A 20,463-nucleotide genomic window follows, 5' to 3' on the forward strand; every position below is an offset into this window, starting at 1 on the left:
CGTTCCAATGAGTCCGGCCCAAGCCGGCGACGAGGAGACAACGATGAGAATCCTGCTGGTCGAAGACCATCCGGAGCTGTGCGAATGGGTGGCCCGGGCCCTGCGCCAGGGCGGCTACGCGGTGGATGTGGCCGACCGGGGCGACCACGCCGAACACTTCCTGCTGACCGGTGAATACGACGGCGTGCTGCTCGACCTGTCCCTGCCCGGCAAGGACGGTCTGGATGTGCTGCGCGGCCTGCGGGCCCGGGGCTCACGGGTGCCGGTGCTGATCTTCACGGCCCGGGGCTCGGTGGATGACCGCATCCGCGGCCTCAACCTGGGGGCCGACGACTACCTGCCCAAGCCCTTCGAGCTGGGCGAGCTGGAGGCACGCCTGAAGGCCCTGCTGCGCCGTTCAGCGGGCCACACACCGGTGGTCCAGCTGGGTACGCTGAGCTACGACACGGTGAGCCGCCAGCCCAGCGTCAAGGGCCAGCCCCTGGCCCTCACCCCCCGCGAGCTGGCCGTACTGGAGGCGCTGCTGGCCCGCATCGGCCGGCCGGTGGCCCGGGACGTGCTGTTCGAGAAGGTCTTCAGCATGGACCAGGACGCCCGCCAGGAAGCCATCGAGATCTACGTCTCGCGCCTGCGCAAGAAGCTGGAAGGCAGCGGCGTGGTGGTGACCACCGTGCGGGGCCTGGGCTACCTGATCGATGCCCCGCCCGAGGCCGCCGCATGAACGCTGGCGCCTCACCGGGGCCCCACCGCAGCCTCAAGCGCGGCCTGGCCCTGTGGCTGGTGGGGGTGCTCACCGCCCTGCTCGGCATGGACGCCTGGTTCAGCTACCGGGACGCCCTGGCCGCCGCCAACCAGGCCTACGACCGCTCCCTGTCGGCCTCCCTCAAGGGCATCGCCGAGCGCATCTACGCCACCGACCAGGAGGTGGTGGTGGACATTCCCTACTCCGCCCTGGAACTGTTCGAGGCGGGCAGCTCCGACCGGGTCTTCTACAGCGTCGGCCATCCGGACGAAGATGTCATCACCGGCTACGACGGCCTGCCGGCGCCGGGCCGCCTCCGCCCCAACGAGGCGGTGTTCTACGACGGCGTTTACAAGGGCCAGGCCCTGCGCCTCGGGGCCATGCTCAAGCCCCTCTACCGCACCGAGTTTCCCAAGCCGGTGGTGGTGATCCTGGGGGAGACCACCCACTCCCGCCAGGATGTGGTGCAGACCCTGTTCCTGGGGGAGATCGGCCGCAAGGCGGTGCTGGTGGTGGTGGCCCTGGGGGTGGCGCTGCTGGCCACCCGACAGGCGGTGAAGCCCATCGAGCGCCTGGGCACGGCGATCCGCAAGCGCCCCGAGGACGACCTGACCCCCATCGAGGCCGGCGAAGTGCCCGGCGAGGTGGTGCCGCTGGTGGACGCCATCAACCTGCACATGGACCGCATCGCCCGCATGGTGGAGGCCCGTCGGCGCTTCATCACCGATGCCGCCCACCAACTGCGCACGCCCCTGGCGGTGCTCAACACCCAGGCGGAATACGCCCTGCGCCAGACCGAGGCGGCCGACATGCGCCCGGCGGTGGAGGCCTTCCACCAGAGCCTGGGCAGTGCCATCCGGCTCACCAACCAGCTCCTGTCCCTGTCCCGGGCCGAGTCGGCCAACGGTCTGCTGTTTGCCCACCAGCCGGTGGATCTGTCACCGGTGGCGCGGGATCTGGTGGTCGAGCTGCTGCCCCTGGCGGCCCGGCGCCAGATCGACCTGGGCTTTGAAGGGGAAGGCAGTGCCCGGGTGGAGGGCCACCCGCTGCTGCTGCGGGAGATGATCGCCAACCTCGTGGACAACGCCCTGCGCTACATCCCGGAAGGCGGCACCGTGACCGTGGCCCTGGGGCATCGCCCTGCCGCGGGCGACGGGGCCGGGCAGGTCAGCCTGCGGGTCACCGACGACGGCCCGGGCATCCCCGAGGCCCAGCGCGGCAACGTGTTTCTGCGCTTCTTCCGGCTGGACACCCGCAACCACCAGGGCAGCGGGCTCGGCCTGGCCATCGTGCGCGAGATCGTGCTCGCCCACGGGGGCGAGATCACCCTCGGCGACGGGCCGGGCGGGCGGGGGCTGGAGGTGGAGATCCGTCTGCCCGGCAGCGCCGGCCCCTAGCTCCCCGCCTTCAGCTCGCAGTCGAGGATCAGCACCGACACGTCGTCGCTGGCAGGCTGCCCGGCGAGGTGCCGGGTGAGGGCGTGGCGCAGATTGCGCAGGCGTTCGGCGCGGGGGCTGGCGGCCAGCACCTTGGTCAGTTCGGCGCGGCCGAAAGGTATGCGGATGCCATTCTCCGCTTCGGTCAGGCCGTCGGAGCAGAGCACCAGCTGCCCCGCCACGGACCACTGGAAGTCCTCGCAGTGCACACCGGCCTCCGCCGACGGCAGGATGCCCAGAGGCAGCTGTCGGGACGTAAAGCTCTGCACGATCTGCCCCGCGTCATCCACGAACAGGATGTCCGGCACCCCCCCCACCCACAGCCGCCCGGAGGGTTTGCCGGCATCCAGACGGACTAGGGCCGAGGCAACGAAGTGGCCCGGCGGCAGCAGGCCGCACAGCATGTCGTTGAGTTCGGTGACCAGCACCTCGAGGGCGACGTTGCGGGCCGCCCCCCGGTAGAAGGCCCCGAGGGCCGGCAGCACGCTGACCGCCGCTGCCAGACCGTGGCCGGTGGCGTCGGCGAGCATGGCATACAGGGCGCCATCCGGTGCCCGGGCCACCGCCACCACGTCGCCCGAGAAATTGCGGGCCGGCATTACCGCGTACTGCACGGCCTTGTCGTGGAGCCAGTCGGAGCGGATCTGCCGCTCCATGATGTTCATGGCGAGCTCCTGCTCCCGCTCGGACTCATCGTGGTAGCGCTGCAGCCGGGCCGCGTCATCGGCCAGCTGACGCTGGATGCGGCGGGTCTCGGAGACATCACGGATGACGCCGATGAACATGCGCCGGTTGGGCAGCTGCAGGTCCGACACCCCCAGCTCGATGGAGAAGACGGTGCCATCCTTGCGCACTGCCTCCAGCTCACGGATCTGCCCGATGACCCGCTTCTGCCCCGTCTCGGCATAGCGCCGCATGTAGCCGTCGTGGGCGTCCCGGTGGACGTTGGGCATGAGGACGCGGAGGTTCTGCCCGACCATCTCGGAGGCCGTGTAGCCGAAAATCTGGCTGGCCGCCCGGTTCACCGACAGGATGGTGCCCTCCACGTCGGCGGAGATGATGCCGTCGATCACCCCATTGGCCACCGCCCGCACCTGTTCGAGCGAGCCCGACAGGCGCCGCTGCATGTCGAGCAGGCGCCGCAGGGCCTTGAAGCGCGCCGAGAACACCGGGAAGGACAGGGGCTTGGCGAGATAGTCGTCTGCCCCGATGTCGAGGCCATGGACGATGTCACCCTCACCGCTGAGCGCCGACAGGATGATGATGGGCACCCAGTGGTCACCGGCGATGGCGCGGATCTGGCGGATGGCCTCGAAGCCGTCCATGCGCGGCATCATCAGGTCCATCAGCACGACGTCAGGGGATTCGCGGCGAAAGATGTCCACCGCCTCGACCCCGTCGCTGGCAAACAGGGGGACGCAGTCAAGATGGGCCAGGAAGGCACCGACGATGGTCCGGTTGGAGGCGATGTCGTCGGCGACGAGCACCCGCAGGATCTTCTCAGCCATCACGCGGCTCCCGCAGGGCGACGCCGACGGCTGCAGGCATCCATGGATTCAGGGCTGACGCGCGGCGGATCATGAGCACCGCTCCGGCTTGGGAACCGTCACCACCACCTGGTTGCCCGGCGGCAGGTAGGTGAGGCTGGCAAAGGACAGCTGGCGGGAAAGCGCGATGCCGCGGCCATTGGGGGCGAAGGCCCGCTCCGGGTCGAAATCCAGGAAGCGGCGCCAGTCGAAGCCCGGCCCATCGTCGCGAATCTCGAAGACCCAGCGGGTGTCGTCACCCCACACCCGCAGCCGCACCGTCTTGTCGCGGTTGGCCTCCAGCGCCAGGCGGCGGGCCACCTCCTCTTCCCAGCAATCGGCCTCCCGCAGGCGGCTCTTCTCGGCAAAATCGATGCCCAGGTTGCCGTGCTCGACCCCGTTCACCAGCAGCTCCGACAGGCCCATGGCCAGGGTTTCCGGCTGGGCTCCGAGCAGCGCGACGAAGGACGCCAGGGTGCGCGCCTCTTCCAGGGTACGGATGGTGAAGGAGCCCTCGGCCAGACAGGACAGGGCGCGTTCGTGATCGACCAGGCTGGCCCTGAGCTCCCGACGCACACGCATGTCATCGAGCGCGGAGCGGATGATGGTCTGCAGGGCCTCACCCTCGAAGGGCTTGGTAAGGTAATAGAAAGCGCCGGCAGCGAGGCCCTCGCGCACCTGTTCGGGGGACGTGGCCGCCGTCTGCATGATCACCGGGATGGAGCCAAGGCGCTCGTCGGCCTTGATCTTGCGGAGCAGCATGATGCCGTCCATGCCCGGCATCATGCGGTCCAGGAGCACCAGATCGAAGGCACTGTCAGGCTGGCTCAGCTCGGCCCACGCCCCCTCCCCCGACTCCACCATCACCAGGTCGAAGTCCATTTCGTCCAGGTATTCGGCGACGATGTCCAGGTTGAAGGGTTCGTCATCGACGACCAGTATGCGTGCCTTGCTCATCTAGCTTTCCTTGTGTTCGACAGCCGCCGGGAGAGCGCGCTGCTGCGCCTCCCCCAACGGCAAGATAACGGTGAACTCGGCCCCCCCGGCAGCATTGCCGCAGGCCCGGATAGTGCCTTTGTGGGCCGCAACGATTTCCTGGCAGATGGCCAGCCCGAGGCCAGTGCCTCCCGCCCCGGTGCGGGTGCGGCTGCTCTGCACGAACTTGTCGAAGACGGCATCCAGCTCGCCGGGCGGGATGCCGACCCCTTCGTCGGATACGCTCAAGGCCACCCCCTGCAGCCCGCTGGGCAGGCTGGCGTGTGCCAGCCGGATGTGGATGCCCTTGCCCTCGGGGGTGAACTTGGAGGCATTCGACAGCAGGTTGCGCACCACCTGCCCGATGCGCGCGGCGTCCCCCATCGGGTCGGGGAGGCCTTCCTCCACCTCCAGGGCAAGCTGCTGACGCCGGGACAGGAAGAGTGCATCGAACTCGCTGAGCGCATCGCCGATCACCTGCTCGAGGCGCATCGGCGCCAGGTTCAGGACCATGTGCCCGGCCTCCAGCTTGGAGAGGTCGAGAAGATCGTTGAGCAGGGTCAGCAACCGTTCGCCGCTGACCCGGATGCGATGAAAGTAGCTGCGCAGCTTTTCGTGCCCCACCTGGGCCACCCGGGTTTCACCGAGCCGGGCGTAGCTGAGCACGCCGTGCATCGGGGTGCGCAGCTCGTGGGACATGTTGGCCAGGAAGACCGACTTGGCCTCGTTGGCCGCCTCGGCCGCCTCCTTGGCGAGTTGCAGGTCGTGGGTACGGCCGGCCACCAGGGACGAGAGATTGAGGTTGTGATCGAGGATCTGGTTTTCCCGCGCCTTGGCCTCGTCGATATCCGAATGGGTGCCGATCATGCGCAGGGGGCGGCCGTCCGGGTCGCGCTCCACCACCAGGCCCCGGGCCCGGATCCATTTGTAGCTGCCGTCCTTGCAGCGCATCCGGACTTCGTGGGTGAACAGCGGTGACTCGCCCTTCAGGTGGACATCCTGGGCGGCCAGGGCGGGGGCCAGATCGTCCGGATGCAGGCGAGACGACCAGTCGTCGATGGTGTCGGAGATTTCGCCCACCTCGTAGCCCAGCATGGTGACCCAGCGGGGCGAGCGATAGACATGCCCGGTGCGGATGTTCCAGTCCCACACCCCGTCACCGGCCCCATCGAGGGCAAACTGCCAGCGCGCTTCGCTCTCCCGCAGGGCCAGCTCGGCCACCCGTCTTTCGGTCACATCGCGGATCACCGCCAGGCTCCCGCCGGTACGTACCGCCTGGAAGCGTGCTTCGAAGTGCCTCTCGGTTCCGCCCCGGCGCGACGCGTATTCAATGCGCTGCAGGCAGCCGCTGCGGGCAGCGGCAAGGGCCGCCATGCCGAAACGCCGGGCCATGTCCGGCGACAGGGCGCCATCGAGGCGGCGCCCGAGGAAGTTCTCCGGCGGCATGGACAAGGCGTCGTCTGACGGCGCGTGGTAGCGCACGATGTGCATTTCCCCGTCGAGCTGGAAGAGCATGTCGGGGATGGCCGCGATCAGGGATTCGTTGGTGGCGTGGGCCTCCTGGATCGCCTGCTGCTCGGCCTTCCGGGTCGATACGTCTTCAACGATCACCCACCGGGCCGCATCGCAGCCTCCCACCATGGTCGTCGTCACCACCACCGATATCCGGTGCCCCAGCTTGTGGATGAACTCGGTCTCGTAGGCCCGCGTGGGTGCGCCGAGGCAGGCATCCACCACCGCCCGGGCGTCCCGGCCGGCAAACTCGGCCGGATGCAGGGTCGGGCAGTCAGCGCTGCACAACTCTTCCTCGCTGTAGCCGGTGATGCGGCAGAAGGCGGCGTTGGCCTGACGGTAGCGTCCGGAGGTGTCCACCAGCGCCATGCCCAGGGAGGCATGCCGGTACAGGGTGTCGAGCTTGGCGTGGGAGTCGATGACCTCTTGCTGGGCACGGCGCAGCTGGGTGACGTCCGATGCCGCCCCGGCGGTGCGCAGCGGGCGCCCGTCGGCCGCGAACTCGGTCTTGCCGGCCAGCTGGAACCAGCCCTGGCTGCCGTCGATCCGGCGGATGGGGACCACACAATGCAAAGGGCCCTGACCCGTCGCGTGCTGGCGATAGGCCGCCAGGAATTCATGGCGGGCCGGACGGGTCATGGAGCGCAGGATGCCCCGCAGCCGGCGTGGCAGCCCCCCGTCCGGGTAGCCCAGGAGCCGGTCGCAGCGCGGTGACAGGAAGAGTTGCGGGCGCCCGGCCTGCCATTCCCAGATGCCCTCGTCCGTCGCCGACACGGCGAGCTCGAAGCGGTTCTCGCTGGCCCGCAGCTCTCCGGTCATGCGCTCGGCAATGGCCAGGGCACGCTTCTGCTGGTCGGCCAGGCTGGCCACCAGGAAGGCCAGCAGCACACTGATGGCGAGCCCGCCGAGACCGGCCAAGGTGGACGAGGCCACCTCGACGGGGACGGGTGCGGTCAGGGTCACGTCCCACACCCGATCACCGAAATTCAGGTGACGGACCAGACGGAGCCCCCCCGCCGCAGGCAGATCAAAGGCATAAAGCACCTGGGCAGGGGCCGAGCTGGCATCTGCAACATGCAGGCCGTAGCCCGAGATGGCCGACTGGCGGAGCCCGTCAAACATCTGGATCACGTTGATTCCGATCACCAACAGCCCCTCGGGCCCCAGCTCAGGAGCCAGCTCATCCATCGGATGGGCCGCACGATAGACCAGCACACCGCTGACCGGCTTGTCCTGATCGAGCACCACCAGGGACACCGGCGGGCTCATGGCCATCTTGCGGGAGTGGATTGCCGCCTCCATGGTCCTGCGGCGCAGGGGCTCGGCGAAGCCGTCGAAGCCGATCACCCCCTCGCTGCGAGCACTCAGGGGCCAGAAGTAGCTGATGGGATAGACATGGGGCCCCCGCGCCGGGTCAGGTGCGGGATGGATGCGGATGGGACGGCCGTAGCTCGCGCTCATCAGGGCCTCGATGGGCGCAGCCCGCGACACCTCGACCCGTCGGGCCAGACCGATGCCGGCCACCTCGGGCACCGCCTCGTCGGGCTGCAGGCCGGAGATGTAGGCTTCAAACTCGCGGCGCTCGACCATGTGCTGGGCATCGAACAGCCCTGCCAGCCCCCGCAGGATCAGGTCGATCTTGCTGAGGCGGTCGGCGAGTTGCTGCTCCAGGCGATCGGCCGCTGCCTGATGCACGGCTCGGGCCAGCTCATCCTCGTGCTCATGCAGTCGGTACCAGCTGAGGGTAGTGATCACCACGCCAACAACCAGCACCGCGGCAAACCACTGACGTCGCCCGCCCGGCAGACTGCCGGACAGCGAGAGGTCGAATCTCTGGGAGAGGGACTTGCGCGTGCTCATCACCCGGGGGTGAACGGCGCGCGCCGGGGAAGCTTGAGGAAGCTATTGAAGGGGGCACAAGGGCCCCCGCCCCTCAAAGCACATGGCTCACCCGCAGGCCGGGCCGTCCTTCACGCCGAACCTGCGCAGAATGTTCTCCAGCGGGCAGAAACGGGTGAATCCGCTCTGCAGCAGGTTGGCTCCCACAAAGGCCGTAAACCACAGGAACTTGCTGCTCACGAAAAGCGGGCTGCCCTCCACGCCGAGGGCCAGGGAGATGAGCACGAAGGAGCCGGCAAAGACCCGGACGCACTGATTGATGCTGAGACTCATGGGGATTCTCCCTGAAGGGCGGCGACGCGCTTGTGCATGGCCGCGAAGTAAAGGACCGGAATGACCACCAGGGTCAGCAGAGTGGACACCAGCACGCCGAAGATCAGGCTGATGGCCAGGCCGTTGAAGATGGGGTCGTCAAGGATGAACACCGCCCCGATCATGGCCGCCAGGCCGGTCAGGCCGATGGGCTTGGCCCGCACCGCGGCGGCGTGGATGGTCGCCTCCGCCAGTGCTGTACCGGCCCGCACCTGCTGATCGATGAAGTCCACCAGCAGGATGGAGTTGCGCACGATGATGCCGGCCAGGGCGATCATGCCGATCATGCTGGTGGCGGTGTACTGGCTGCCCAGCAGGGCGTGGCCGGGCATCACCCCGATGATCGTCAGGGGAATCGGCGCCATGATGATCAGCGGCACCAGATAGCTGCGGAACTGGGCCACCACCAGCACGTAGATCAGCACCAGGCCCACGGCGTAGGCGGCGCCCATGTCGCGGAAGGTCTCGTAGGTGATCTGCCATTCGCCGTCCCATTTGATGGCGTAGCCCGCGTAGGGGTCGTCGGGCTGGTGGATGAACCACTCGTCCAGGGTGCCGGCCAGGCGCGGGCCCACCAGGGGCAGGTCCTTAAGCCGGCTGCGGATGTCGAACATGCCGTAGAGCGGCGAATCCAGCTTGCCGCCCATGTCGCCGGTCACGTACACCACGGGCAGCAGATCCTTGTGATAGATGACCTGCTCCCGGGTGGCAGGCAGCACCTCCACCAGCTCCGACACGGGCACCAGGGTGCCCGCCGCCTCTGGGGCGCGGGCCCTCACCTTCATCTGCAGCACGGCGCCCACCGTCGACAGGCTCTCCGGCGGCAGGCTCAGGCGTACCGGGATCTCGTACTTGTTGTCGCCCCCATGCACGGGGGTCACGTTTTCGCCCCCCAGGCCCAGGCGCACCACCTCGACGATGTCGGCCTGGGCCACGCCGAGGCGGGCGGCCTTGGCCTGATTGACCCGCAGCACCAGCTTGGGCGCTTCCTCATCCACCGTGTCATCCACGCCGACGATGTCCGGCGTGGCCTCGAAGGCGGCGCGCACCTGACGGGCCACCGCCACCTGCCCGGCGTAGTCCGGCCCGTACACCTCGGCGACGATGGGCGAGAGCACGGGCGGGCCCGGCGGCACCTCCACCACCTTGGCGTTGCCGCCATGCTTTCTGGCAATGGCCGCCACCGTATCGCGCACGGAAACCGCCACCTCGTGGCTCTTGCGGCTGCGCTGATGCTTGTCCACCAGGTTCACCTGGATGTCGCCCATCTCGGGCAGCGCACGCAGGTAGTACTGGCGCACCAGGCCATTGAAGTTGATGGGCGCAGCGGTGCCGGCATAGGTCTGGTAGTCGGTCACCTCGTCCACCCGGGCGAGGGCGTCGCCGATCTCCCGCAGCACCTCGGCGGTGGTCTCCACCGGCGTGCCCACGGGCATGTCCAGCACCACCTGGAATTCGCTCTTGTTGTCGAAGGGCAGCATCTTGAGCACCACCAGCTGCACCACCGCCAGGGACACCGACAGCCCGATGGCCAGCACCACGCCGAACCACAGCCCGGCCCGGGCCCGCCCGCCGGTGCGCGGGTCGAGCAGGGGTGTCATCAGGCGCCGGAACAGGCGCTCGAGGCCGGCGGTCATCCGGTCGGGGGCGTGGGTCGAAGCGGCGGCAACCCCGTCATGCCCGCCCTTCATGAGCTTGCCCGCCAGCCAGGGCGTGACCACGAAGGCCACCGCCAGGGAGATGAACATGCCCATCGATGAATTGATGGGGATGGGGCTCATGTAGGGGCCCATCAGGCCGCTGACGAAGGCCATCGGCAGCAGCGCCGCGATCACCGTGAAGGTGGCCAGGATGGTCGGCCCGCCCACCTCGTCCACCGCCTTCGGGATCAGCTCCCACAGGGGCTTGCCGGGCTCCAGGGTCTGCCAGCGGTGGATGTTCTCCACCACCACGATGGCGTCGTCCACCAGGATGCCGATGGAGAAGATCAGGGCAAACAGGCTGACCCGGTTGAGGGTGAAGCCCCAGGCCCACGAGGCGAACAGGGTGGCGGCGAGGGTGAGGGTGACTGCCGCGCCGACGATCACCGCCTCGCGCCGGCCCAGGGCCAGCAGCACCAGCAACACCACCGCCGAGGTGGCGAACACCAGCTTGCCGATCAGCTTGTCGGCCTTCTCGGTGGCAGTGGCGCCGTAGTTGCGGGTCACGCTCACCTCGACGCCCTCGGGCACCACGCTGCCTTTCAGGGCCTCGATGCGGCGGATCACGCCGTCGGCCACATCGGCGGCGTTCTCACCCGGCTTCTTGGAGATGGACAGGGTCACCGCCGGAAAGCGCTCGCCGGCCCCATCGGCCCCCGCCGAGCCCTTGCCCAGGCCGTGCCACACGAAGCGCGAGGGCTGATCCGGCCCATCCACCACCCGGGCCACGTCGGACACATGCACCGGCTTGCCGCCGGACACGCCCACCACCAGGCGCTTCACGTCATCGGCGCTGGCGATGTAGGTGCCGGTCTGCACCAGCACCTCCTGGCCCGAAGCGGTCAGGGTGCCGCTGGGCTGGGACGCATTGGCCAGCAGCAGCGCGCCCTTCAGGTCCTGGGGCGTAACGCCGAAGCCGTTCATCCGGCCCGGGTCCATCAGCACCCGCAGCACATGGCCCGGCCCGCCGATGGTGCTCACGTCGCGGGTGCCGCGCACGCGCTTGAGTTCCACCTCCACGGCCCGCCCAACCTGTTGCAGCTCGAAGGCCGAGCGCTGCGGGTCGCGGGTCCACAGGGTGAGGGCAACGATGGGGACATCGTCGATGCCCTTGGGCTTGATGATGGGCTCGCCCACCCCGAGCTGGGGCGAGATCCAGTCCTGATGGCTGTGGATGGTGTCGTACAGGCGCACCACGGCGTCCTGGTTCTTCACCCCCACCTTGAACTGCACAGTGATGATGGCCATGCCCGGGCGGGACACGGAATACACGTGGTCCATGCCGGCGATGCGCGACAGCACCTGCTCGGCGGGCCGGGCCACCAGGGCCTCCACGTCCTTGGCCGAGGCGCCGGGGAAGGCCACCATCACGTCGGCCATGGTGACGTCGATCTGGGGCTCCTCCTCCTTGGGGGTGATCAGGGTGGCGAAGACACCCAGCAGCATCAGCACCAGGGCCAGCAGGGGGGTGAGCGCGTTGCGCTGGAACAGCGCCGCGATGCGTCCGGAGATCCCCATGGTTCAGCGCTTCTGACGCAGCAGGCCGGCACGCACCGGGTCCAGAGCCACGGTCTCGCCCCCCGACAGCCCGGCCAGCACTTCGACCGAGCCATCGGCCAGCACGCTGCCGACCCGCAGCTGGCGCAGGCTGAAGCCGCCCTTGCCATCCGCCACGTAAACGCCGGTGAGTTCACCCCGGCGCAGCACCGCCGCCGCCGGCACCGACACGCTGGACGGAGCCTCGCCGCCGGTGAGGAACTGCACCCGGGCAGCCATGCCCGGCACCACGCCGGCCGCCTCGACCGGCAGATTGATACGCACCCGGGCAGTGTGGGTGCGTGGATCGGCCGAGGGCAGGACGGTGATTGCGCCCCCATCGAAGCCGCGCCCGCTTTCGGGAAACTCGATTCGGGCCCGCAGGCCGGGCTTGCCCAGCTCCGCCAGGCGCGACTGGGGTACATCGGCCACAGCACGCAGCCCGCCGGGCTCGTGGATGATCAGCAGCGGGCGGCCCGGCTGGGCCATCTCGCCCACCTCGGCCAGGCGCTGGGCCACCACGCCCGTGAGGGGCGCCGTGACTGTCGCGAAGCCCCGGGTGGTTTCCACCTGGGCACGCCCCGCCTCGGCAGCCTTGTGCTGGGCAGTGGCGGTATCGAAGGCGGCCTGGGCCTGGTCCACCGCGCTGGCGCTGACGAAGTTGCGCGCCTTCAGGCTGCGGGCCCGCTCCAGGGCCAGGCGGGCGTCCTCCATGCGGGCCCGCGCCGCCGCCACGTTGGCGCCGGCCGCGGCCACCGCCTGGTCGGCTTCACGGGTATCGATGCGCATCAGCACATCGCCCTGGCGCACCCGGGCACCAGCATCGACCCAGGTTTCCAGCACCCGCCCCGAAACCTGGGCCGCCACGGTGGCCTGACGTACGGCTTCGATGGTGGCCTCGGCCGTGTAGGTGCGGGCCTGGGCCTGGGGGCGGAGCTGGATGGTGGGCGCAGGGCTGCGCGCCTCGTCGGCAAACACAGCCAGGGAGAGGGAGAGGAGCGCTCCGGCAAGGACCGCCCCAGCATGGGGAGAAGGGTATCGACGCATAATATAAGAATACACTTATATTATGCGTCGTCAAGGCGAGGGCGGCTCCCGTGCTCAGCCAGCGCGCCGCACCACCCCTTCCACGCAACGACCGCCGTCGAGAAAAACCAGCTCCGGGAAGGCCAGCATCCGGGCGATGGCGATGCCGCGGCCATGGGGCTCCACCGATCTGTCGGGGTCGAGATTGAGGTAAGGCTGCGGATCGAAGCCCTGGCCCTGGTCGCGAATCAGGAAGCGGACCTCCCGCGGCCGGCACTCGACCCGCAGGTAAGCGAAGCGTGCCGCATGTTCGGGCATGCCGAGCAGGCGCTCGACCTCGTTGCGCCAGGCGCCCATGGCCATCAGCTCACCCTTGCGCTCGAAACCGAGGCCCAGGTTGCCGTGCTCGATGGCGTTGTTCATCAGCTCCGACAGGGCAATCTGGACGCTGGCCGGATCGGGGCACAGCCCCGCCACCAACTGCGACAAACCGGAGACATCTTCGAGGGTGCGAAACGGGAAACACCCCCCCGACGGCGTCAGCACCTCACCACCCGGCAGCATCATCGCGGCCATCAGGGTGCGTGTTTCGACCGGTTTTACGGCAAAGCCTGCCACCCCGGACACCAGGCCCACCTCGATGGCCGAAAGATCCTCCGCCTCCACCAGCATGGTCACGATCACCCCGCTGCGGCGCAGACCGTCGAGGAGTTCGCCCGCCACTGCGCCGGGGACGGCATCCAACACCACCCGCTCCACCCCCGGTGGCCCGGACGCAAGGCGTGCACGCGCCCCATCCGTACCCAGGCACTCGCACGCGAAGCCGGCGGTCAGCAAGCCACGCGCCAGGTCCGCCATCGATCGGGGATCATCACCGACCACCCACACCCGCCCGCTCATCGACCGCAGGACATTTCCCTGACCCACATTGACCATGGACACTCAGACGCCAGCGGCAAACGCCGCCATGGCCCGGACAACACCTTCATCCTCACCCACGGCAACGCTCAGCGTGATTTCACAGCCCGGATGGCGGGCCCGGACATCCTCGATCAACGCGGGCACATCCCGCTTCAGGTGCCCCCCCTGGGCCAGAAACAGGGGCACCACCCGCAGCTGCCGGGCCCCCGACGCAGCGGCGGCCTCCACCGCAGCTGCCAGGGTCGGCTCCATCAACTCCAGAAAGGCCACGCTGACCGTCACCTCCGGCAGCAGGCGCTGCACCTCCGCTGCGACCCGCCGGGCCGGCTTGGCCCACTCCGGATCCCGCGCCCCGTGAGCAAACAGCACAATGGCTTGCTGCGACATTCAACTCTCCCCGTTTCGCGCCCGGGAGCCGGGGCATCAGACCCCGTACTGCGGCAGGCAATCCACGAAGGGAGAGGCCACCCGGACGAATTTGCAATAAGCTTCGCAGGATCTTAATCCGGGGTGGCAAAGGCTCATGCCCAAATCCGTCACCCCCTCTTATCTCCTGCAACCATGTGTGAAATAGTCCCGTCGAGACCGCAATTAGTTCGTGCGGCCCTGCTCTTCCTGTGCGCAACAGCCCTCATCCCGCGCATCGCCAGCGCCCAGGTCCGCCCCGCGGCGGTGCCCGGTGGCGTCGTCGCGCTCACGGTGGCCCCCGCCAACACCCCCCGTCCGCTGGTGCGCTTTGGCGGCAAACCCGTGCTCCTGCAGCAGGGCCCTGGAGGCTGGCAGGCTCTGATCGGCCTGCCCCTCGACACCTCCCTGGGCGAGCAGGCCATCGAAGTCGGCCCCGAGGCCCGCCGTGTGCCTTTCCAGGTCGGCCCCAAGGCCTACCCCGAACAGCGCCTGACCCTGAAGAACCCGAAGATGGTCAGCCCCGACCCGGAGGACCTGGATCGCATCGCCGCCGAACGGGAACGCCAGCTCCAGGTGCGCAGCCAGTTCCGCGAGGTGCCGGTGCCCCGCACCGATCTCGACCTGCCCAGCAGCGGGCGCCTGTCCAGCCGCTTCGGCCTGCGCCGGGTATTCAACGGCGAACCCCGTGCGCCCCATACCGGCCTAGACGTCGCCGCCCCCGCCGGCGCCCCCATCCGCGCGCCGGCCGACGGCGTGGTGAGCCTGGTGGACGATCTCTACTTCAACGGCAAGACGGTGTTCGTGGACCACGGCCAGGGCTTCGTCAGCATGGTCTGCCACCTCAGCCAGGCCCGGGTCGAAGTGGGCCAGACGGTGCGCCGGGGCGAGCTCCTCGGGCTGGTCGGCAACACCGGCCGGGCCACCGGCCCGCACCTGCACTGGAGCGTTTATCTGAATGGCGCGGCCGTGGACCCGGCCCTGTTCATCGGGCCGCAGCCAGCCCGTTGATCACCCGGGCCGCCGCAAACATCCCCACGCAGGCGGTCACCGTGACCACCGAGCCAAAGCCGGCGCAGTTGAGGCCGGCCGGGCCCGGGGCCGCCCCTGCCGTCACCTCGCAGGCCGCCTCCGGCGCCGGGTAGCGCAGGGGCTCGGTGGAGAACACCGCCTCCACCCCGAACTTCTTCTTCGGATCACGGGTAAAACCGTGGGCCTTGCGCAATTGCCCGCGCACCTTGGCGAGCAGGGGGTCCTGGAGGGTCCGGGCCAGGTCATCGACGCGGAGCTGCGTCGGGTCGATCTGCCCCCCGGCGGCGCCACAGGTCACCAGGGGCAAGCCCTGCTCCCGGGCCACGGCAATCATCGCCACCTTCACCCGCACCGCGTCGATGGCGTCCACCACGTAATCGTAGCCCCCGGCCAGCAGCTGCGCGGCGTTATCCACGGTCACGAAGTCATCCACCACCGCCACCCGGCAGGCCGGGTTGTAGCCGGCGATGCGCTCGCGCATGGCCTCCACCTTGGCCTGCCCGAGGGTCGCGTCGGCCGCATGGATCTGCCGGTTGATGTTGGATTCGGCCACGTGGTCCAGATCGATCAGGGTCAGCCGGCCCACGCCGGTCCGGGCCAGCGCCTCCGCCGCCCAGGAACCCACGCCTCCAATGCCCACCACGCACACATGGGCTGCAGCCAGGCGGGCCCGCCCCGCCTCCCCGTAGAGGCGGGCAATGCCGCCAAAACGGCGGGAATCATCGGCAAGGTTCAGGTCGGCGGTGTCCATGGCAATCCAGCGGCGGTCGAGGCGCGCAAATATAACCGAGCAGGCGATAATCGCCCCCATCCGATCCCTCCTGCCCCCTGCCATGGCCCGCTACCCGCACATCCTCTTCGACCTCGACGGTACCCTCATCGACTCCGCCCCGGCCATCCTCGCCAGCTTCCGCGAGGCCTTTGCCCACAGCGGCATCGCCCCGGTGCGCAGCATCGACGAAAGCATCATCGGCCCGCCGCTGCTGGAAACGCTGCAACTCCTCTCGGGCAGCCAGGACGCCGCCCTGATCGGCCGCCTCGCCGACGCCTTCAAGGCCAGCTACGACACCGAAGGCTACAAGGCCACCGCCGACTACCCCGGCGTCGGCGCCCTGCTCGCCGCCCTCGCCAGCGCCGGCCTGACCCTGTCCATCGCCACCAACAAACGCATCCACCCCACCCGCCTGATCCTCGAGCACCTGGGCTGGAGCACCCACTTCGCCCACGTCTACGCCCTCGACCTGTTCTCCCCGCGCCTGCCCGACAAGGCCGCCATGATCGGCCGCCTGCTCGCCGACCAGAGCATCCCGAAGCACGAAGCCATCTACATCGGCGACCGCAGCGAAGACGGCGAATCCGCCGATGCCAACGGCCTGCCCTTCATCGCCGTCACCTGGGGCTACGGCAGCATCCAGCCCACCGAGATGGCCGCCCACTGGCACCACGCCGCGTCGCCCGAGGCCCTGGGCCAGGCCTTGCTGGCAGGCTGAGCGGAAACATTGCCCCGATCCTGCTCCAGCCACTAGACTTCCGTCACCCGATCTTCATGTGCCTGCCGTCATGACCGTCACCGCACCGACCCGTAGCCTGCTCGCCCTCCTTGCCCTGGCCGGCACCCTCGCCCTCAACGCACCCGACGCCGAAGCCCGGCGCTTCGGTGGCGGCCGTAGCATCGGCATGAGCCACAGCACGCCAACGCCGGTGCACGTACCCCACCACGAAACCCATTACGACAGCCACGTCACCGCGCCCACACCCACCCTCCGCTACCAGGCGCCGCTGCCGCCCACCGAGACCCGCTTCCGCAGCACCAACTACGGCTCGGACGTGAACCATACCGTGCTACGGTCGGAGTCCCTCGGTATTGCCCGGCGTCTCCGCGCATCCGAACAGCCCGCCCCGTCCGCCTACCCGCCCGGCGATTCGGGCTCCAGCGAGGAGGCCCTGCGGATCATCGAAGCCAGCCGGCGCAGCGAGGCCCAGCGCCAGGAAAACGCCCGCTCCCCGCGGGTGGCCGACCCGCGTTTTGCCCGCATCACCGAAAACGTGGCGCCGTCCCGCCCCTGCGAGTTCAAGCCCGTGATGAGCGACGACGACTACATCGTCTGCGGCGCCAACCCGCCGAGCTTCCCCGCCGGCCGCTGACGCGCTGCCCTGGCGGAAATACCCCCCTTTCCCCCCCCTGTTCCGCCCTAAGCCCGGCCCCTGCCACGCATAACATCGGCTCCACATTCCCCTGGAGCGTCGATGAAAGCCGTGATCCTCGCGGGTGGCCTGGGCACCCGCATCAGTGAAGAGACCGTCAACCGCCCGAAGCCGATGATCGGCATCGGCGGCCGTCCCATTCTCTGGCACATCATGAAGATCTATTCCAGCCACGGCATCCACGACTTCGTGATCTGCTGCGGCTACATGGGCTACGTGATCAAGGAGTACTTCGCCAACTATTTCCTGCACATGTCGGACGTCACCTTCGACATGACCCACAACCGCATGGAAATCCACGAACGCCACGCCGAGCCCTGGCGCGTGACCCTGGTGGATACCGGCGACAGCACCCAGACCGGCGGCCGCCTGGGGCGGGTGCGCCAGTACCTGGAGGACGAAGAGGCCTTCTGCTTCACCTATGGCGACGGGGTGGCCGACATCGACATCGGTGCCGAGCTGGCCTTCCATCGCGCCCACGGCAAGCTGGCCACCGTCGCCGCCGTGCAGCCCCCCGGGCGCTTCGGCTCCCTGGAGCTGAAGGGTGACACCGTCAGCGCCTTCGTCGAAAAGCCCCTGGGCGACGGTGGCTTCATCAACGGCGGCTTCTTCGTGCTGTCACCCCAGGTGCTCGACCTCATCGACAGCGACCAGACCATCTTCGAGGGCCCCGTGCTCGGCGAGCTGATCGCCCGGGACCAGCTTGCCGCCTTCCAGCACACCGGCTTCTGGCGCCCCATGGACACCCTGCGCGACAAGACCGTGCTGGAAGACCTGTGGACCAGCGGCAACGCGCCATGGAAAACCTGGTGAATCCGGCCTTCTGGCGGGGTCGGCGGGTCTTTCTCACCGGCCACACCGGCTTCAAGGGCAGCTGGCTCAGCCTGTGGCTGCAATCGATGGGCGCCGACGTGCACGGCTACGCCCTCGCCCCGGAAACCACCCCGGCGCTGTTTGACGTGGCCGACGTGGCCCGCGGCATGCACTCCACTCTGGGCGACGTGCGCGACGCCGCCGCCCTGCGCACCGCCATGGCCGCCGCCCGGCCGGAGATCGTCCTCCACCTGGCCGCCCAGCCCCTGGTACCGCTGTCGTACGAAGCGCCGGTGGACACCTTCGCCACCAACGTCATGGGCACGGTGCACCTGCTCGAAGCCTGCCGCCAGGTGCCCGGCATCCGGGCCGTGGTGGTGGTGAGCAGCGACAAGTGCTACGAAAACCGCGAGCAGGCGCAGGGCTACCGGGAAACCGACCCCATGGGCGGCCACGACCCCTACTCCGCCAGCAAGGGCTGCACCGAGCTGGTCGTCGCCTCCTACCGCCGGTCCTTCCTGGCCGCCAGCGGCATCCCCGTGGCCAGCGCCCGCGCCGGCAACGTGATCGGCGGGGGCGACTGGACCCCGAGCCGGCTGGTGCCCGACGTGCTCGCCGCCTTTGCTGCCGGCAACCCAGTCACCCTGCGCAACCCGGGCGCCATCCGCCCCTGGCAGCACGTGCTGGAGCCCTTGTCCGGCTACCTCCTGCTCGCCCAGCGGCTTGTCGAAAGCGGCCCGGCCTGTGCCGAAGGCTGGAACTTCGGCCCCGACGACAGCGACGCCAGGACCGTCGCCTGGGTGGTCGAACGCCTGGCCGAAGGCTGGGGCTCCGACGCCCGCTGGACCGTGGCCGATACACCCCAGGTCCACGAAGCCCATACCCTCAGGCTCGACTGCAGCAAGGCCCGCGACCGGCTGGGCTGGCAGCCCCGCTGGCACGCCGGTGAGGCCGTGGCCCGCAGCCTCGCCTGGCACCGGGCCTGGCGCAGCGGTGCCGACATGCAGCGCTACACCCTCGACGAAATCGTCGCCTTCGGAAGCCCCCCATGAGCCTGATCCGCAAGACCCTCACCCCCGGCGCCGATGGCCGCCTCCAGCTCGACCTGCCAGAGCTGGCCGGGCAGGAACTGGAGATCATCGTCCGCCCGGCCCGGGCCGCCACCTCGCCCCAGGCCTGGCGCCCCGGCGTCGACGCCGTGCCCCCCTCCGGCAAGGTCGTCGGCGACCCGGAGAAAGACGCCATGATCGACGCCGCCCTGGACGCCTGGCTCACCACCGGCCGCTTCAACGACGCCTTCGAGGCCCGCCTGGCGGCGTTTGTCGGCGTCGCCCACGCCCTCACCGTCAACTCCGGCTCGTCGGCCAACCTGGTGGCCTTCTCGACCCTCACCTCGCCCAAGCTCGGCGCCCGCGCCATCCAGCCCGGTGACGAGGTCATCACTGTAGCGGCGGGCTTCCCCACCACCGTCAATCCCATCCTGCAGAACGGCGCCGTACCGGTCTTCGTGGACGCCACCCTGCCCGGCTACAACATCGACGTGAGCCTGCTGGAGGCGGCCCTGTCGCCCCGCACCAAGGCCATCATGATCGCCCACACCCTGGGCAACCCCTTCGATCTGGACGCCATCTGCGCCTTCGCCCAGGCCCACAACCTGTGGCTGATCGAAGACTGCTGCGACGCCCTCGGCTCCACCTGGAAGGGCCGCAAGGTGGGCACCTTCGGCCACCTCGCCACCCTGTCCTTCTACCCCGCCCACCACATCACCATGGGCGAGGGCGGCGCGGTGCTCACCAATGACCCGCAGCTGCGCCAGATCGCCGAATCCTTCCGCGACTGGGGCCGCGACTGCTGGTGCAAGCCAGGCTGCGACAACACCTGCGGCAAGCGTTTCGGCTGGCAGCTGGGCAGCCTGCCGCCGGGCTACGACCACAAGTACACCTACAGCCACATCGGCTACAACCTCAAGATCACCGACATGCAGGCCGCCTGCGGCCTGGCCCAGCTCGACCGGCTGGACGGCTTCATTGCCGCCCGCAAACACAATTTCGAACACCTCACGGCCCGGCTCGCCGATGCCACCGACTTCCTGATCCTGCCGGAAGCCACCCCGGGCAGTGACCCGTCCTGGTTCGGCTACCCCATCACCCTGCGCCCCGAGGCCGGGGTCAATCGCGTCGACCTGCTCGAATACCTCGACCAGCACAAGGTCGGCACCCGCCTGCTGTTTGCTGGCAACCTGACCCGCCAGCCCTCCATGGCCGGGCGCAACTTCCGGGTGGTGGGTGAGCTGCCCGTGGCCGACCGGATCATGCGCGACACCTTCTGGATCGGCCTGTGGCCCGGGCTCTCCGAGGCGCAACTCGACTACAGCGCCGGGCTGATCCGCCAGTTTGTCGGCGCAGGCTTCTGAGCCACCCGCC

Annotated in this window: 17 protein-coding genes; 8 read left to right on the forward strand and 9 right to left on the reverse strand. The window is 69.1% G+C overall.

Annotated features, from left to right (window positions below):
- Positions 1 to 43 precede the first annotated feature (43 nt).
- Together L6Q67_RS11585 and L6Q67_RS11590 are read left to right on the forward strand one after the other, a co-directional pair.
- Positions 44 to 721, forward strand: coding sequence for a response regulator (locus L6Q67_RS11585; protein WP_296569424.1), 678 nt, complete (start codon positions 44 to 46; stop codon positions 719 to 721).
- Positions 718 to 2,139 carry a sensor histidine kinase gene (locus L6Q67_RS11590; protein WP_296569426.1) on the forward strand — a complete coding sequence of 474 codons (1,422 nt, stop codon included), beginning with the start codon at positions 718 to 720 and terminating at the stop codon, positions 2,137 to 2,139. The genes L6Q67_RS11585 and L6Q67_RS11590 overlap by 4 nt, the downstream gene beginning before the upstream one ends.
- On the opposite strand, the gene L6Q67_RS11595 is transcribed toward L6Q67_RS11590, so the two are convergent.
- The 8 genes from L6Q67_RS11595 to L6Q67_RS11630 all read right to left on the reverse strand — a co-directional run bounded on the left by L6Q67_RS11595 (position 2,136) and on the right by L6Q67_RS11630 (position 13,972).
- A complete protein-coding gene (locus tag L6Q67_RS11595; protein WP_296569427.1) occupies positions 2,136 to 3,686 on the reverse strand; it encodes a SpoIIE family protein phosphatase in 1,551 nt (516 codons plus the stop codon). The genes L6Q67_RS11590 and L6Q67_RS11595 overlap by 4 nt on opposite strands.
- A 69-nt stretch (positions 3,687 to 3,755) precedes the next feature.
- A complete protein-coding gene (locus tag L6Q67_RS11600; RefSeq protein WP_296569429.1) occupies positions 3,756 to 4,661 on the reverse strand; it encodes a response regulator in 906 nt (301 codons plus the stop codon).
- Positions 4,662 to 8,051, reverse strand: coding sequence for a PAS domain-containing protein (locus tag L6Q67_RS11605; RefSeq protein WP_296569431.1), 3,390 nt, complete (start codon positions 8,049 to 8,051; stop codon positions 4,662 to 4,664).
- A gap of 87 nt (positions 8,052 to 8,138) precedes the next feature.
- Positions 8,139 to 8,363, reverse strand: a complete 225-nt coding sequence (locus L6Q67_RS11610) for a DUF2892 domain-containing protein (protein WP_296569433.1) — start codon at positions 8,361 to 8,363, stop codon at positions 8,139 to 8,141.
- Positions 8,360 to 11,620: an efflux RND transporter permease subunit gene (locus L6Q67_RS11615; RefSeq protein ID WP_296569435.1), complete on the reverse strand. Its 3,261-nt coding sequence runs from the start codon at positions 11,618 to 11,620 to the stop codon at positions 8,360 to 8,362. The genes L6Q67_RS11610 and L6Q67_RS11615 overlap by 4 nt, the downstream gene beginning before the upstream one ends.
- A gap of 3 nt (positions 11,621 to 11,623) precedes the next feature.
- A complete protein-coding gene (locus tag L6Q67_RS11620; RefSeq protein WP_296569437.1) occupies positions 11,624 to 12,685 on the reverse strand; it encodes an efflux RND transporter periplasmic adaptor subunit in 1,062 nt (353 codons plus the stop codon).
- A gap of 54 nt (positions 12,686 to 12,739) precedes the next feature.
- On the reverse strand, positions 12,740 to 13,408 hold the full coding sequence (locus L6Q67_RS11625; protein ID WP_296569439.1) for an ATP-binding protein: 669 nt from the start codon (positions 13,406 to 13,408) through the stop codon (positions 12,740 to 12,742).
- Positions 13,409 to 13,606: 198 nt separating this feature from the next.
- Positions 13,607 to 13,972, reverse strand: a complete 366-nt coding sequence (locus L6Q67_RS11630; protein WP_296569441.1) for a CbiX/SirB N-terminal domain-containing protein — start codon at positions 13,970 to 13,972, stop codon at positions 13,607 to 13,609.
- 174 nt (positions 13,973 to 14,146) lie between these two features.
- On the opposite strand from L6Q67_RS11630, the gene L6Q67_RS11635 reads away from it, so the two are divergent.
- Entirely contained in the window at positions 14,147 to 15,001 is an 855-nt protein-coding gene (locus L6Q67_RS11635; protein ID WP_296569443.1) for a M23 family metallopeptidase, read from the forward strand.
- On the opposite strand, the gene tcdA is transcribed toward L6Q67_RS11635, so the two are convergent.
- Positions 14,976 to 15,773 carry a tRNA cyclic N6-threonylcarbamoyladenosine(37) synthase TcdA gene (gene tcdA / locus L6Q67_RS11640; RefSeq protein ID WP_296569564.1) on the reverse strand — a complete coding sequence of 266 codons (798 nt, stop codon included), beginning with the start codon at positions 15,771 to 15,773 and terminating at the stop codon, positions 14,976 to 14,978. The two genes, L6Q67_RS11635 and tcdA, sit on opposite strands and share 26 nt — an antisense overlap.
- Before the next feature lie 82 nt (positions 15,774 to 15,855).
- On the opposite strand from tcdA, the gene L6Q67_RS11645 reads away from it, so the two are divergent.
- The 5 genes from L6Q67_RS11645 to rfbH all read left to right on the forward strand — a co-directional run bounded on the left by L6Q67_RS11645 (position 15,856) and on the right by rfbH (position 20,453).
- On the forward strand, positions 15,856 to 16,512 hold the full coding sequence (locus tag L6Q67_RS11645; RefSeq protein WP_296569445.1) for an HAD family hydrolase: 657 nt from the start codon (positions 15,856 to 15,858) through the stop codon (positions 16,510 to 16,512).
- 70 nt (positions 16,513 to 16,582) lie between these two features.
- Positions 16,583 to 17,167, forward strand: coding sequence for a hypothetical protein (locus tag L6Q67_RS11650; RefSeq protein ID WP_296569447.1), 585 nt, complete (start codon positions 16,583 to 16,585; stop codon positions 17,165 to 17,167).
- A 102-nt stretch (positions 17,168 to 17,269) separates the two neighbouring features.
- Complete coding sequence (rfbF, locus tag L6Q67_RS11655; RefSeq protein WP_296569449.1) at positions 17,270 to 18,040, forward strand: glucose-1-phosphate cytidylyltransferase; 771 nt, start codon at positions 17,270 to 17,272, stop codon at positions 18,038 to 18,040.
- Positions 18,025 to 19,092 carry a CDP-glucose 4,6-dehydratase gene (gene rfbG, locus L6Q67_RS11660; RefSeq protein WP_296569451.1) on the forward strand — a complete coding sequence of 356 codons (1,068 nt, stop codon included), beginning with the start codon at positions 18,025 to 18,027 and terminating at the stop codon, positions 19,090 to 19,092. The genes rfbF and rfbG overlap by 16 nt, the downstream gene beginning before the upstream one ends.
- Complete coding sequence (gene rfbH / locus L6Q67_RS11665) at positions 19,089 to 20,453, forward strand: lipopolysaccharide biosynthesis protein RfbH (protein WP_296569453.1); 1,365 nt, start codon at positions 19,089 to 19,091, stop codon at positions 20,451 to 20,453. Before rfbG ends, rfbH begins: the two co-directional genes overlap by 4 nt.
- The last annotated feature ends 10 nt before the right edge of the window (positions 20,454 to 20,463 follow it).

The organism is Zoogloea sp. (assembly GCF_023150065.1).
In the GTDB taxonomy this organism is placed as follows: Bacteria; Pseudomonadota; Gammaproteobacteria; order Burkholderiales; family Rhodocyclaceae; genus Zoogloea.

Coding starts and splice junctions, on each gene's coding strand:
- L6Q67_RS11585 (WP_296569424.1), top strand. CDS start 44: ATGAGAATCCTGCTGGTCGAAGACCATCCGGAGCTGTGCGAATGGGTG.
- L6Q67_RS11590 (WP_296569426.1), top strand. CDS start 718: ATGAACGCTGGCGCCTCACCGGGGCCCCACCGCAGCCTCAAGCGCGGC.
- L6Q67_RS11595 (WP_296569427.1), bottom strand. CDS start 3,686: ATGGCTGAGAAGATCCTGCGGGTGCTCGTCGCCGACGACATCGCCTCC.
- L6Q67_RS11600 (WP_296569429.1), bottom strand. CDS start 4,661: ATGAGCAAGGCACGCATACTGGTCGTCGATGACGAACCCTTCAACCTG.
- L6Q67_RS11605 (WP_296569431.1), bottom strand. CDS start 8,051: ATGAGCACGCGCAAGTCCCTCTCCCAGAGATTCGACCTCTCGCTGTCC.
- L6Q67_RS11610 (WP_296569433.1), bottom strand. CDS start 8,363: ATGAGTCTCAGCATCAATCAGTGCGTCCGGGTCTTTGCCGGCTCCTTC.
- L6Q67_RS11615 (WP_296569435.1), bottom strand. CDS start 11,620: ATGGGGATCTCCGGACGCATCGCGGCGCTGTTCCAGCGCAACGCGCTC.
- L6Q67_RS11620 (WP_296569437.1), bottom strand. CDS start 12,685: ATGCGTCGATACCCTTCTCCCCATGCTGGGGCGGTCCTTGCCGGAGCG.
- L6Q67_RS11630 (WP_296569441.1), bottom strand. CDS start 13,972: ATGTCGCAGCAAGCCATTGTGCTGTTTGCTCACGGGGCGCGGGATCCG.
- L6Q67_RS11635 (WP_296569443.1), top strand. CDS start 14,147: ATGTGTGAAATAGTCCCGTCGAGACCGCAATTAGTTCGTGCGGCCCTG.
- tcdA (WP_296569564.1), bottom strand. CDS start 15,773: ATGGACACCGCCGACCTGAACCTTGCCGATGATTCCCGCCGTTTTGGC.
- L6Q67_RS11645 (WP_296569445.1), top strand. CDS start 15,856: ATGGCCCGCTACCCGCACATCCTCTTCGACCTCGACGGTACCCTCATC.
- L6Q67_RS11650 (WP_296569447.1), top strand. CDS start 16,583: ATGACCGTCACCGCACCGACCCGTAGCCTGCTCGCCCTCCTTGCCCTG.
- rfbF (WP_296569449.1), top strand. CDS start 17,270: ATGAAAGCCGTGATCCTCGCGGGTGGCCTGGGCACCCGCATCAGTGAA.
- rfbG (WP_296569451.1), top strand. CDS start 18,025: ATGGAAAACCTGGTGAATCCGGCCTTCTGGCGGGGTCGGCGGGTCTTT.
- rfbH (WP_296569453.1), top strand. CDS start 19,089: ATGAGCCTGATCCGCAAGACCCTCACCCCCGGCGCCGATGGCCGCCTC.